This is a genomic window from Microbacterium timonense, from assembly GCF_900292075.1.
GTDB lineage: Bacteria > Actinomycetota > Actinomycetes > Actinomycetales > Microbacteriaceae > Microbacterium > Microbacterium timonense.
Genome location: NZ_OLMV01000005.1, coordinates 251,193 through 264,671, shown reverse-complemented (window position 1 = coordinate 264,671; position 13,479 = coordinate 251,193). Strand labels below are relative to the sequence as shown.

Genomic DNA, 13,479 nt, shown 5'->3' with positions numbered 1-13,479 from the left:
TCTCGGCGGCGATCCATCCGCTGCGCGGGTCGACACGTCCCGCACGGATCGACACGTTTCGGCCGCGCGGAACGCATCGACTCGTGCGGGATGTGTCGACGCGCGAGGCGAGACGCGCCCAGGCGCGCAGCGTTCCGGAAGGGACCCACGCAGTCCACGGGCCACCCTGTCAAGCCTGTTCTGCGGCATCCGCATCACCGCCACAGTGGAGTCACGCCGGCGACGAACGGAGACGACACGGTGCCACGCGACTTCGGGATCGAGGAGGAGTTCGTCCTCCTGGATCCGCAGACCCTCACCGCCGTCGATCGCGCGCCGGAGGCCATCGCGGCGCTGCGCGACGAGGTGCGCGGTGTGGTGGGCAAGGAGTTCTTCCCCTCCCAGGTCGAGTTCGCCTCGCCCGTGTTCACGACGGCGGATGAGGCGCTCGACGCCGTCCACGACTTCCGCCGCCGCCTGGCGGGGTGGGCGGATGCCGCCGGACTGGTCGTCGCGGCCAGCGGCACGCCGTTCCGCACCCGGGCGCTCGCCGACATCAGCCCCGACGACCGCTACGCGCACATCGCGGGCGACATCGCCGGCGTGACCCCCGATCACCAGATCAACGGCATGCACGTGCATGTCTCCATCCCCGACCGCGAGAGCGGTGTGCGCGCCTCGAACGTCCTGCGCAGCTGGCTGCCGACCCTGCTCGCCATGGCGTCGAACTCGCCATTCTGGCACGGCGTCGACACCGGCTTCGACAGCTGGCGGGCGATCCACAGCCGCCGCTGGACGACGTACGGCGTGCCACCCCGGTTCGCCGACGCCGCCGACCACGACGCGACCATGCAGGCGTTGCGGGGCATCGGCGCCACGTCCGACCCGGGAACGATCAATTGGAACATCCGCTTGTCGGCGCGCTACCCCACGGTGGAGGTCCGCGTGTTCGACACTTCGCTCGACCCGCGATCGAGCGTCGCGCTGGCTGTGGTGACCCGTGCGCTCGTGGCCTCCTCGGAGCGGGAGGAGCCTGCCCGGCCGGAGATCGACATCACGGATGCCGCCCTCTGGCATGCCGCCCGCTACGGCGTGCGCCAGACGCTGGTCGATCCGCAGACCGATCGGTTGATGCCGGCTCGTGATGTGCTCGACGTGCTCGTCGGCGTGGTCTGGCCTCACCTCCGAGATGATGTGGAACGAGAGCTCGTCACCGACCTGCGCGATCGGCTGGTGCGCGAGGGTTCCGGGGCGCAGCGGCAGCGCGCGGCGCACGCGGCCGGCACCGACGCGCTGATCGGCCTCTACCGTCGCCTCCTCGACGATCCGGTCCGGCCGCTCCCCCAGCCCCTGCCCTGAACAGCCGGGTGATATCCGCGCGACCCCGTGGTCGCGCCCGGCTCATCAGTCGTCCGCGCGAGCCTCCAGGGCGCGCCGCGCGGCGGCAACCGCCTCGTCGGTCGCGGCGTAGCCGTGCTCGGCCGCCGGGAACACGCCCTCGCGCACCTCGCGCGCGTACGCCCGGACCCCGTCCACCATCTCGTCGCCCACGGTGCCGTAGCGCTTGACGAAGGCGGCCGTCTTGCCCTCGGTGATCCCCAGCAGGTCGTGCATCACGAGCACCTGCCCGTCCGCCGGTCCCGCCCCGATCCCGATGACGGGGATGCGCAGCTGCGGCAGGACGACGGCAGTGACCTCGGCCGGCACCGCCTCGACGACGAGAAGGCTCGCCCCGGCATCCTGCACGGCGAGCGCCTCGCGCACCACGCGCGCCGCCGACTCGGCCGTGCGCCCCTGGGCCCGCAGGCCGCCCAGTGCGACGGCGGTCTGCGGCGTGAGACCGACATGGGCGACGACCGCGATGCCCGCCTCCGCGATGGCGCGGATGCGGCTCAGCCGCGACGGGCCGCCGCCCTCGAGCTTGACCGCGTCGGCGCCCGCCTCCTTCACGAATCGCACGGCCGTGGCGACCGCCTGCTCGTCGGAGACCTCGGTCGATCCGAACGGGAGATCGCACACCACGAAGGCCGAGGTGACGCCGCGGCGGACCGCCGCGGCCAGCACGAGCATCTCCCCGACCGTCACCCCCACGGTCGATTCGTGACCGAGCACGACCTGGGCACCCGAGTCGCCCACGAGCACCATGTCCACGCCGGCGCGCTCCGCCGTCCGGGCGGTGGGGTAGTCGTACGCGGTCACCATGACGATCGGCCGGCCGTCGGCCTTCATCTCCGCCAGCCGCTGCAGCGTCATCCTCGCCGCCATCATGCGTCTCCCGTTCCGGTGTCGCCGGCAACGACGACGGTGTTGTCGATGAGTCTCGTCGCTCCCACGCGCGCCGCGATCGCCACCAGCACCGGCCGGTCGAGCCGGGTGACCGGCGCGAACGACGCCGGATCGACCAGCGCCACGTACTCGGGATGGATGCCGGATGCCTCGAGCGTCGCGACGGCTCGCGCACGCAGGGTCTCGATGTCGCGGAGACCCGCCAACGCGGCATCCGCCACCGCCTCCAGCGCCCGCGGGATCGCCAGCGCCCGGCGCCGTTCCTCCGGCGACAGACGGGTGTTCCGGCTGGAGCGGGCCAGCCCGTCCTCGTCGCGCGAGGTCGGGCACACCACGACGTCGACGGGTATGCCGAGGTCTGCCACCAGCCGCCGGATGACCGCAACCTGCTGCGCGTCCTTGGCACCGAAGTAGGCCCGGTCGGGAAGCGCCGCAAGCAACAGCTTCGTCACCACGGTCGCGACTCCGTCGAAGTGACCGCGTCCGCGCTGGGCACCCTCCAGCGTCTCGGCCACCGGTCCGGTGACACTGACGGTCGTCGAGAACCCGGACGGATACATCTCGGCCGCGTCGGGAGCGAACACGACGTCGACTCCCTCCGCCTCAGCGAGCGCGAGGTCGGCATCTTCGGTGCGGGGGTAGGCGGCGAGGTCTGCCTGCTCGTCGAACTGGGTCGGATTGACGAAGACGGAGGCGACGACGGTGGCGTCGGCGGCGCGCGCCGCACGGAACAGCGACGCGTGACCCTCGTGCAGCGCACCCATCGTCGGCACCATGCCGACGGCGCCGTCCCTCCGGCCGCGCAGGGCAGCACGCAGGTCCGTGACGGTGCGCACCACGATCACGGTGTCACCGTCCGGTCGCCCGCGACGAGTTCGCGTGTGGCGTCGACGAGGACGTCGAAGAGCGGGGTCCGCGCCGGCATCCGCTCGGCGACCGCCGCGCGCTGCAACGCCACGGTGTGCTCGTCTCCCCGCGCGACCGGACCGGTGAGCGCGGCCGAGCCGTGCCGCTCCCAGTTCTGGACCGTCGCCCGCACGAGCGGTGCCAGCGCGGCGCGATCGACGCCGGCACCGGCGGCCAGCTCTTCGGCGAACGACTCCAGCGTCACGAGGAAGTTCGAAGCGATGGAAGCGGCGGCGTGATAGGCGGCCCGATCTCGGTCGTCGATGCGGAAGGGCAGCATCCCCATGGTTCTGGCCAGCTCCTCCGCGGCGGCCAGCGCCCGCGGCGAGCTCCCGGCGACGGCGGCGGAGACACCGTCGAAGCGGGTGTCGCCCAGAACAGCGGTGAGGGGGTGGATGCCGAGTGCCTCGTGCGGTGCGAGCGGGTCGAGCGTCGTCGCCCCCGAGAAGTGCCCCACCATGGGTCCCGGCGCGATGAGCGCGGCGGCCGCCGCGATCTCGGCATCCGGAACCGCCAGGAGCACGATCTGCGCCCCGGCTCCGGAGGCTCCGCGTCCCAGCGGTCCGCGCACGGCGATGCCCGCCGCCGTCAGGGCTCCCGCGACGGAATGGCCGACGCAGCCCCGGCCCACGATCGCGACGGGACCGAGCGCCGCGCGAGACGCTGCCCCATCGACGGCGGCGAGCGGCGGGTCCTCGCCGTCGAGGTCCGGCATCGTCGTCTCCCGTCGTGCGCGGTGCAGTGGATCGGGTACAAAAATAGTCCACTTGGCCGCACGCTCGGTCTGCGCCTCACATGCCGCGTCCGACGGGGAGGAGCGGGTGCGGCCCCGGCCAGGGGTGTCCGGGGCCGCAACCGGCTTCAGGCCTTGGCAGGCAGCTTGTAGGCGACGTGCACCCGCGAGATGTCGCCGTCGAACGCGAACGGCATCTTGTCGAAGTACGCGCGTGACACGGCGCCGCCGTAGGCGCGTCCGATGTCGAGGCAGTCGTTCGCCGAGAACAGCAGCGGTGCGCTGATCGGCACGACCCCGGACCCGACCTCTTCGCCGTCCACCCGCAGTGTCACGCTGAGCGGGCCGCCGGGACGAGGCTCGACATAGGTCGTCTCGATCTCGATCGTGACGTCACCCGCCGGGATCGGACCGGACGACGCCACCGTCGTGCGCTGCACCAGGAAGAGGTTGTACTCGTACGTGAGCACGCCGTCCGCGAAGAACGCGGTCAGGCCGCCGCCGGCGCCGCCCAGCTTGTAGAGCACGCCGTTGGCCCTCTCGGGCAGCGACGCCTGGATCGTGACCACGTTCGGCTTGTTGCCGAGGGCCGGGGCGCAGAACTCGGGCACGCGGACGGTGTCGCCCGACATCTCCCACTCGCTGTACGGCACAGAGATGCGGTCCTCGGGGTGGTAGACGGGAACCCACAGACCGGCGCCGACCGGCAGCACCTCGTTCTTCGCGGCCTCGATCGCGAACAGCTCCTTCATCTCGGCGAGCTTCTCCGGCTGCTCGGCCGCGAGGTCGCGCGCCTGGCTCCAGTCCTCATCGAGGTGGTAGAGCTCCCACTTGTCCTGGTCGGGCGTCCACGTCGCGATCCCGGGAGGCGCTCCGGGAACCCATGGCAGTCGCGGGCCGGTGGCCGACGCTATCCAGCCGTCGGAGTAGATCGACCGGCTCGCCATGATCTCGAAGTACTGGGTGCGGTGACGGCCCTCGGCCGAGGCATCCTCCACCGCGTAGGCGAAGCTCGTCCCGTCGATGGGGTCCTGATGGATGCCGTTGACCGTATCCGGGTGCGAGATGCCGAGGATTTCGTAGATCGTCGGCGCCAGATCGATCACGTGGTGGAACTGCGTCCGCGGCTTCGGGTCGTGTGCGATGCGGCCGGGCCAGCGGAGGAACATCGGATTCCGGGTGCCGCCGAGGTGGGAGGCCATCAGCTTCATGCCCTGGTAGGGAGACGACCCCGCCCAGGCCCACGCGGCGTGGTACTGGTTGTCGGTCGCCGGCGTGCCCAGTGCGTCCAGGCCGCCGAGCTCCTCGAGCGCGGCGATGTGCTGGTCGATGGTCGTGGGGATCAGGTTCTGCGCGAGGAGCTCGCTGATCGTGCCGTTCTGGCCTTCACCCGACGAGCCGTTGTCGCCCCAGATGTAGATGACCAGGGTGTTGTCGGCGTAGCCCAGCTCGTCCAGCGCGTCCACCACGCGACCCGCCTGCACGTCGGCGTGCTCACCGAAGCCGGCGCACACCTCCATCAGGCGCGCCTGGAAGGGCTTCTGGTGGTCGGGGATGTCGTCCCAGCCCTGAAGGCTCTCCGGCCGCGGCGTCAGCTCGGCATCCTGCGGCACCCAGCCGGCGGCCTTGGCGCCCTCCAGCGCTCGCTCCCGGTAGACGTCCCAGCCGTCGTCGAACTTCCCCTTGTACTTATCGGACCACTCCTTCATGATGTGGTGCGGTCCGTGGATCGCCCCGGTGGCCCAGTACATGAAGAACGGCTTGTCGGGCGAGAGCGCCTTGTGATTGCGCAGCCATCCGATCGCGTCGTCGGCGATGTCCTCGCTCAGGTGGTAGCCCTCTTCGGGCGTCTTGGGCGGCAGCACAGAAGTCGTGTTGCGCACCAGATTGGGCTCGTACTGCGAGGCTTCACCGGCGAGGAAGCCGTAGAAGTACTCGAACCCGTACCCCGTGGGCCACCGGTCGAAGGGACCCGCAACGGTGGTCTCCTCGGCGGGGGTGTTGTGCCACTTGCCCCACGCCGCCGTCGAATAGCCGTAGTTGCGCAGCACCTCGGCGATCGTTGCGCTGGTCTTCGGGATATGCCCGGAGTAGCCGTCCCAGTCGTTGGCGAGCTCGGCGATCTGCCCTTGCCCGATGCGATGGTGGTTGCGACCGGTGAGGAGGGAGCCCCGAGTGGGCGAGCACATCGCGGTCGTGTGGAACCGGTTGAACCCGATTCCCTCTCCGCGCAGACGCTCGAGGGTGGGCGTCTGGACCGCGCCACCGAGCGGAGCCGGCAGTGCGGGGCCCGCGTCATCGATCAGGATGACGAGGATATTGGGGGCATCGTCGTTGAGGTGTCGCTGCGGCGGCAGCGGCGAGTACGTCGACTCCGCCAGGGTGCGCCCCGCGGTGCTGCCCGAGGGCTTGGGTGGGAACGGGAGCGTGCGTGCCGGCGGCAGCGGCGCTCCGATGATCGAGTTGCGGGTGTCGTCTGTCATCTCGGATCTCCTGTGTGTCGCCGATGTCTTCGCGCCGATGCCCTGCTCAGCCGAGCAGCTTGGCCTTCGCCGCCTCGAACTCCGCGTCGCTGAGCACCCCTTGCGACTTGAGGTCTGCCAGCTGCTGCAGCTGGGCGACCACGTCCGTCCCGCCGCCGGCCGGGGCTGGCGGCGCCGCCGCCACGGGTGCGGCGTACTGCTGCGGGGCCGCGTACTGCTGCTGGGGCGTGCCCATGGCGGCCGCCTGCTGCTGCAGCTCGTACTGCTGCGCTTCGTACTGCTCCTCCGCCTTGCGCTGCTGATGACGCATGACGCCGCCGCTCACGGCGGTCGCCGTTCCCGCCACCACCGCAGTGCGCGCGGCCATGCCGATGAGGCCAGGTCGGCCGAATCGTCCCAACACGTTCTTCTCCGTCTTCTCGATCAGGCGCCGACGGCCTCGGCCACGGCGGCGTTCACCACGGGTGCGGGGATGCGTACCGAGTCGACGACGAAACCGCCGGCCGCGGCAACGCGGGACGCGAGGCGCTTGGCCCAGAGCAGCTCGACCACCAGCAGGACCGCGGAGGTCCCAGGCGGCAGGTCGGCACCCAGTTCCTCGACGTCCTCCTGGGCGGCCAGCCCCGCGGCCGCCAGCTCGATCTCGCCGAGCTCGATGCCGGCCTCGTCGATCTCGGCGAAGCGGATGGCCCCGTCCTGGTCACGCGAGACATGCACGAGGTCGATGAGACGGATGGTTCCCGCTTCGACGAGTTCGGCGATCGCCGCGATGACGCCCGGGTCGGGCCGCTCTCCTTCGAATGCGGCCAGCACCATCTCGACCGGCCCGAATTCCAGATCTTCCATGTCGACTCCTTCCGGTCGCCTCAGGCCAGCGCCTTGGCTTTGAGCGCGTCGAACTCCGTCTGCGAGATGGCGCCCGATGAGAGAAGTCCCTGCGCGCGTTCGATCTCGGCGGCCGGGGACGGTGCACCACCGGCGACGCTGCGGATGTAGTCCGCGTTGGCCTGCGCCGCGGCCTGGGCATCGGCCGCCTGCCGCTTGGCCATCGATCCGCCGCGGGCGATGAGGTAGATGAGCGCGCCGAGGAAGGGCAGCACGATGAGGAAGATCACCCACAGCGCCTTGGCCCACCCGTTCAGCGTGTGGTCGCGGAAGATGTCGATGAAGATCCAGACGAAGATCCAGATGCAGACGATGACGAGGTAGATCCAGAGCATCCAGAGCAGGAAGTCGAAGAAGCCCATGCGCGGTCCCCTTTCCGAGCGGCGTTCGAGGGGCAGCCGACCGGCGGCCCGTCGTCACGGTATCCAGCGCTTTGCGACGGCCGCATCACTCGAATCGCGTGAAGCCACTGCGGCGGGGCGACGGGATCATGCGATCTGCATGGTGCGTGAAGCCCGCGGGCATTGTGCACTGGGTTCAGGTTGCCCGGGGGCAGGGAATGGAGGCCGAAGATGGACGACGTCGAGCGACTGCGGCGATTCTGCGTCGACCACCCCGCGCTCGCTGACGACGCCGCCGGCCACTGGTCCGATGCCCTCGATCCGCACACGGTCGCCCTGATCCGCATCGGGGCGCTCATCGCGACCGCGGCGCCGGCGGCCTCCATGCGCACCGCGGTCGACGAGGCCGTCGCGGCCGGCGTCTCGCTCCACGAGATCATCGCCGTGCTGGACGGACTGGTGGGCGATGTAGGCCTGCCGCGCGCCGTCGCGGCCGCACCGCGGATCGCTGCGGCCCTGGGCTACGGCGAGGACATCGTGCCCGAGTCGATGGTCTGACCCCGCGCCGCCGGCAGTCTCGGTCAGCCGCCGAGCAGTCCCAGGGCACTCGCGCGCTCGACCGCGGCGCCCCGCGTCGTCACCGCAAGCTTGCGATAGATGGAGCCCACCTCGGAGCTCACGGTGTTGCGCGAGATGAACAGCCGCTGGCCGATCTCGGCGATGGTGAGGTGCGTCTGCAGATACGGAAGGAGACGCAGCTCCGCCGGGGTGAGTGGCACCGACCCGCCGGCTGTCGGCTCGGCGGCCAGCGCCGCCCGCAGCTCCTCGACCTCCGCGGTGACGACTCCGATGTCGGGGCGCCGACGAAGCAGCTCGTCGATCTCCCGGACGAGGTGCCACGCCGCCGAGCGATCGCCCATCGCCACGTGCGCCTTCGCGAGCTGGATGCGTGAGCGGACGGAGTGGAAGGGCAGCAGGTGCGTGCAGCCGATGCGTGCGCGCATCCCACGGGCGAGCAGCCGACTGCCCGACTCCCGGTCCCCTTCGTGCAGGGCCACGCGAGCAGCCACGGCGAGCGCCAGTGCACTGGTGGGGTAGCCGTCCATGTGGCTCTGATCGATCGCGTCGACGCCGCGGTCGGCGTGGCGGGCGGCGAGGGACCAGCGGTTCTGGCCGATGGCGAACAGCGCCAGCTCCGGCTCGCTCAGGATCACGGTGTCGCTGTTTCCCATGATCGTCGCGACGTCGATGGCCTCTTCGAACGCGGCCGTGGCGGTCGCCGTGTCGTCGACGAGGACGTGCGCCGATCCCCACAGATGCAGCGCCTGATCGCGCCACGGGCTCGTCGTGGGCTCATGCTCGATCGCGAACCGCGCATCGGCCATGACCTGTGCCTGCCCGTGCTCGCACATCGCGGCTCGGACCATCGCACGAGCGGATTCGAATTCGAGCCGGTCGCCCTCGGGAATGGTCTCGATGTCGATGGCGGCGAGGATCCGCGCCCAGCGCTCTCCGGCCGGCACGTCGCCGAGCAGGAGCGCCGTCCACGTCATCGAGACCACCAGGGGCGGGTAGCCGCGCACCAGCGTCTCGCCGAGCTCCGACAGCCATCGCTTGACCGTCGACACCTCGCCTCGCTGGTACATCGGCAAGCCGAGCTCCGCGATGCGCTCGGCCGCGCGTTCGGTCTCCCCCGCCCACAGCAGGTGCTCGACGGCCTGCGCGGACGCGCCGTGCTCCTCGTGCCACGCGGCCGCGCGGCGGTGCAGGTCCGCGACGACCGCCGCGCCTTCGGCGCGCTCGAGCTCGATCATGAGGAACTCGCGGAACAGGGCGTGGAACCGGAACCAGCCGCGACGGCGATCCATCGCCACGAGGAAGAGGTTCGCCGCTTCCAGTTCGTGCAGGCGGGCGCGGGAATCCTCGATGCCGAGGACGGCGTTGCATGACGCCGCTGAGAGCTGATCGAGCACCGACGCCCGTCGCAGGAAGCTCTGCATGTCGTCGGGCAGGCGCGCGAGGCATTCGCGGTAGAGGTAGTCCGCCAGGTAGCGGTCCTCTCCGGTGACGGATGCCGCATCGCCGCCTGACTGCGCCACGAGGGCGCAGAGGTACAGCCCGGTCGCCCAGCCTTCGCAGTGCTCGACGATGGTGTGCAGATCCTCATCCGGGATGTCGGCCGCGCCGGCCGCGTCGAAGATGACCCGTGCGGCGGCATGGTCGAATGAGAGGTCCGAGACGGAGATCTCCCACGCGTCGCCTGCTGCCCGCAGACGCCCGATCAGCGGCGGCTCGCGGCGGCTGGCCACCACCATCTGAGACCCCGCGGGCAGGCGTCGCAGGAGCACTTCCAGGGCGTCCTGACAGTCGGGTGAATCCGCCCAGTGCAGGTCGTCGACGAAGAGGACGAAGCTCTCGGGGGCGGCCGCCAGCGCGCCGGCCAGCATGGGCGCGGAACGGCCGAGCGCCGTGGCGCCGATGCCGCGCATGTCGGCGGCGACGGCTTTGGCCGAAGGCGCGATCTTCACAGATGCCGCCGCGAGCACCGACAGCAAGGACGCCGGATCCCCGTCCGTCCGATCCAGCGACACCCAGCCCACGTTGCGCTGTTCGGTGGCCGCCCACTCGGCGAGGAGGGTCGACTTGCCGTAGCCGGCGGGCGCGGTGACCGAGACGACTCGTGCTCCGCTGGCCCGTGCCTGATCGATCAGACGCTTCCGGCTGACGGCACCCTTGCGGACCTGAGGGGTCTGCACCTTGCTGTTCAGCAGCATGGATTGCAAGTCGGGCCCCCCAAGGTCCGACTCGCGGAGGATCTCCGCCACGTTCGGCATCCTAGAGCGGCGACGAAGCGCACCACAAACACCGGGTCCCCCGGGCGTGCCGACCGAAGTCCGCGCGACGCCGTCGTCCGCGCACGCCGGCTCACCCCTCCCGACAGTTCCAGGATACCCGGGCAGGGGGGCCTTGCGGCAAGACCCCCGGCACGGCGCATACTTGACGGTCGCGACGGCATCCCGTCGCGTCAGCGATACGGAGTGCACCCGGTGAAACCCCTCATGACCAGCGCTTTCCACTTGCCCGCCCGCCTCGCTTTCAAGGGGCGTCCCGAACTCATCGCCGACGACGAGGCCCGCTTCGCCGCCATCGCCGATCGCATCGCGGATTCCATCGCCGCTGTCGAGAGACGCCTCGACGACCTCCGCCGCCTCCCCGGCGGCAAAGGCCAGGCCGCGTTGGAACGCGATCTCGACATCCACCGGCTCACGGCGCAGCTGCGCATGCTCCGCCGTTTCTCCATCGATGCGTGCCTCGGGCGCATCGTGCCCGCGGACGGTTCGCCGCCGGTCTACATCGGCCGCTTCGGGCTCACCGCAGGCACGGATGCCGACGCGGGCGACGAGCCGTCCGGCGGGCGGCTCCTCGTCGACTGGCGCCCCCCGGCCGCCGAGCCCTTCTTCGCGGCCACGCACGCGCATCCGATGGGTCTGGCGAGCCGCCGCCGCTACCGCTGGACGGGCGGCCGCGTGACCGACTACTGGGACGAGGCGTTCACCGCCGAGGGACTGGAGCACCGTGCCGCGCTCGATGACCAGTCGGCGTTCATCGCGAGTCTCGGCGCCAGCCGGTCCCCGCACATGCGCGACGTACTGGGGACGATCCAGGCGGACCAGGATGCGATCATCCGCGCCGGCTCTCGCGGTGCACTCGTGGTGGACGGCGGCCCGGGCACCGGCAAGACGGTGGTCGCCCTCCACCGTGCCGCCTACCTCGCGTATGCCGATCCGCATCTGGGCGCGGGTCGCGGCGGAATGCTGTTCGTGGGACCCAGCGCCGCGTACCTCTCCTACGTCGAGGATGTCCTCCCGAGCCTCGGGGAGGAGAGCGTGCAGACCTGCACGCTGCGCCAGCTGGTCGCCGAGGGAGCGTCGGCTCTGCCCGAGACAGATCCCGTCGTGGCCCGCCTGAAGGCCGACGCCCGCTTGATCGACGCGATCGAGCCTGCTGTGCGACTGTACGAGGAGCCGCCCGCCGAGGGGGTGGAGGTCGAGACGCCGTGGGGGCAGCTGCACCTCGGCGCCGAGGACTGGGCGGAGGCGTTCGCGTCCGCAGAGCCGGGCACCCCGCACAATGAGGCGCGCGACCAGGTGTGGGAGACGGTGCTCGACATCCTCACCGACCAGGTCGACGGCGAAGAGGTGCCGCTGCACCAGCTGCGGCGCGCCCTGGCCCGCCACGAGGAGCTCGTCCGCGTGTTCGGGCGCGCGTGGCCCCTCGTGGAGGCATCCGTCCTCGTCGCGGACCTGTGGTCGGTGCCGGCGTACCTGCGGCGGTGCGCCCCCTGGCTCAGCTCCGATGAGGTCGACGCTCTGCAGCGCACGGATGCCTCCGCTTGGACGGTGTCGGACCTTCCGCTGCTCGATGCGGCGCGGCGCCGGCTCGGTGATCCCGGCGAATCCCGGCGCCGGCGGCGGCGCGAGGCGACCCTGGCCCAGGAGCGCGAGTACATGGGGCAGGTGGTGGACCGGCTGAAGGAGGCCGGCGACGAGCTCATGCAGTGGCTGGACGGCGATGACCTTCGCAACAGCCTCGTCGACGAGGCGGTGCTGCCGGCCGTCGATCCGGATCTGCTCGCGGGACCGTTCGCGCACATCGTGGTCGACGAGGCGCAAGAGCTGACCGACGCGGAATGGCGGATGCTGCTGGCCCGTTGCCCGTCGCGCAGCTTCACGGTGGTCGGCGACCGCGCGCAGGCGCGCCACGGCTTCCGCGAGACGTGGCAGGAGCGCCTCGACCGTGTCGGGATCACCGACGTGACACTCGCCTCGCTCACGATCAACTACCGCACGCCCAGTGAGGTGATGATTCAGGCCGAGCCGGTGATCCGCGCGGCGATCCCCGACGCGAACGTGCCCACCTCGGTCCGCTCCAGCGGCATCCCCGTCGTTCACGGTGCCGTCGCCGAGCGCGATGAGATCCTCGCGGACTGGCTCACCACCCACTCCGAGGGCACCGCCGTCGTCATCGGGGATCCGTCGTTCGCCGCCGGGGAGCGGGTGCGATCCCTGAGCCCGGAGCTGGCGAAGGGGCTCGAGTTCGACCTCGTCGTGCTCGTCGAGCCGTCCCGCTTCGGCGGCATAGAGCGCGGGGGGATCGAGGGCGCTGTCGATCGCTACGTCGCCATGACGCGGGCGACCGAGCGCCTGGTGGTGCTGGAGGACCACGGGTAGCCGGCGAAGCGCGGCGGGCCCGCGTGCCGGCCGCCGTCCTCGGCGCGTCGGCCGGCACCGCTTCGCCTGCGGGCCACGCCTGGCACGATGGAGACGTGATCGTGTCGACCGGCGACTTCTCCCTCACCACCGAGGATCTCAGGGCGGTCGTGGGGTTCGCCCGGGACGCCGCCGTCGAGGTCCTGCCGGTCTTCGAGAGCGATCAACCCGACGACCCGCGCCCGCGCGCAGCGGTCGACGCCGCCCGCACCTTTCTGGAGTCGGGACGCCGCACGACCCTGCAGCGCGTGGCCGCCCTGGATGCTCACCGGGCGGCCCGGGAGGCCGGTTCGGGGCCGGCCCGCCTCGCGGGGCAGGCAGCCGGCGACGCCTCTGCCGCCGCGTACCTGCACCCGCTCGCGAAGAGCCATCAGGTGGGGCACATCCTGCGGGCGGCCGCCAATGCTGCCGCGATCGCGGAGCTGCAGGCGGGAGGAGATCCCGCGGCGGGCCTGGACGCGATCGACCGATGGGAGTCGCGTGCGACGCCGGCCCTCATCGATGTGCTCCGCCGCTACCCGCCGGCGCCCGCGGGCAGGTCACGCGCCGCCGTCCTCATGGCGACGCTCGACACGGCCCTCCGCGCGCGAGGCTGA

12 protein-coding genes are annotated in these 13,479 nt (G+C 71.3%); 4 read left to right on the top strand and 8 right to left on the bottom strand.

The features are described from left to right. Positions 1–240 precede the first annotated feature (240 nt). Positions 241–1,338, top strand: a complete 1,098-nt coding sequence (locus C9992_RS14945; protein WP_160150903.1) for a carboxylate-amine ligase — start codon at positions 241–243, stop codon at positions 1,336–1,338. 45 nt (positions 1,339–1,383) lie between these two features. Here the strand turns inward: C9992_RS14945 and panB are convergent, their stop codons facing one another. The 7 genes from panB to C9992_RS14910 all read right to left on the bottom strand — a co-directional run bounded on the left by panB (position 1,384) and on the right by C9992_RS14910 (position 7,634). Then, on the bottom strand, positions 1,384–2,232 hold the full coding sequence (gene panB, locus C9992_RS14940; protein ID WP_235008260.1) for a 3-methyl-2-oxobutanoate hydroxymethyltransferase: 849 nt from the start codon (positions 2,230–2,232) through the stop codon (positions 1,384–1,386). Positions 2,233–2,243: 11 nt separating this feature from the next. Beyond that, a complete protein-coding gene (gene panC / locus C9992_RS14935) occupies positions 2,244–3,110 on the bottom strand; it encodes a pantoate--beta-alanine ligase (protein ID WP_106816416.1) in 867 nt (288 codons plus the stop codon). Further along, positions 3,107–3,886 carry a DUF2520 domain-containing protein gene (locus C9992_RS14930; protein ID WP_106816415.1) on the bottom strand — a complete coding sequence of 260 codons (780 nt, stop codon included), beginning with the start codon at positions 3,884–3,886 and terminating at the stop codon, positions 3,107–3,109. The genes panC and C9992_RS14930 overlap by 4 nt, the downstream gene beginning before the upstream one ends. Positions 3,887–4,032: 146 nt before the next feature. Then, positions 4,033–6,387 (bottom strand): arylsulfatase, encoded by a 2,355-nt coding sequence (locus C9992_RS14925; RefSeq protein ID WP_106816414.1) that lies wholly within the window; start codon positions 6,385–6,387, stop codon positions 4,033–4,035. Positions 6,388–6,433: 46 nt separating this feature from the next. Continuing rightward, positions 6,434–6,754 (bottom strand): SHOCT domain-containing protein, encoded by a 321-nt coding sequence (locus C9992_RS14920; protein ID WP_106816413.1) that lies wholly within the window; start codon positions 6,752–6,754, stop codon positions 6,434–6,436. A 56-nt stretch (positions 6,755–6,810) separates the two neighbouring features. After that, on the bottom strand, positions 6,811–7,233 hold the full coding sequence (locus C9992_RS14915; protein ID WP_106816412.1) for a DUF6325 family protein: 423 nt from the start codon (positions 7,231–7,233) through the stop codon (positions 6,811–6,813). A 20-nt stretch (positions 7,234–7,253) separates the two neighbouring features. Then, a complete protein-coding gene (locus C9992_RS14910; RefSeq protein WP_106816411.1) occupies positions 7,254–7,634 on the bottom strand; it encodes an SHOCT domain-containing protein in 381 nt (126 codons plus the stop codon). Positions 7,635–7,844: 210 nt separating this feature from the next. Here C9992_RS14910 and C9992_RS14905 point away from each other — a divergent pair, with 210 nt between their 5' ends. Then, positions 7,845–8,171, top strand: coding sequence for a carboxymuconolactone decarboxylase family protein (locus C9992_RS14905; RefSeq protein ID WP_106816410.1), 327 nt, complete (start codon positions 7,845–7,847; stop codon positions 8,169–8,171). A gap of 23 nt (positions 8,172–8,194) precedes the next feature. Here C9992_RS14905 and C9992_RS14900 read toward each other — a convergent pair whose 3' ends face one another. Next, positions 8,195–10,438: an AAA family ATPase gene (locus C9992_RS14900; protein WP_160150902.1), complete on the bottom strand. Its 2,244-nt coding sequence runs from the start codon at positions 10,436–10,438 to the stop codon at positions 8,195–8,197. A 234-nt stretch (positions 10,439–10,672) separates the two neighbouring features. Between C9992_RS14900 and helR the strand changes: the two genes are divergently transcribed. Beyond that, on the top strand, positions 10,673–12,844 hold the full coding sequence (gene helR / locus C9992_RS14895; protein WP_200826355.1) for an RNA polymerase recycling motor ATPase HelR: 2,172 nt from the start codon (positions 10,673–10,675) through the stop codon (positions 12,842–12,844). Between the two features lie 95 nt (positions 12,845–12,939). Then, a complete protein-coding gene (locus C9992_RS14890; protein ID WP_106816457.1) occupies positions 12,940–13,479 on the top strand; it encodes a putative immunity protein in 540 nt (179 codons plus the stop codon).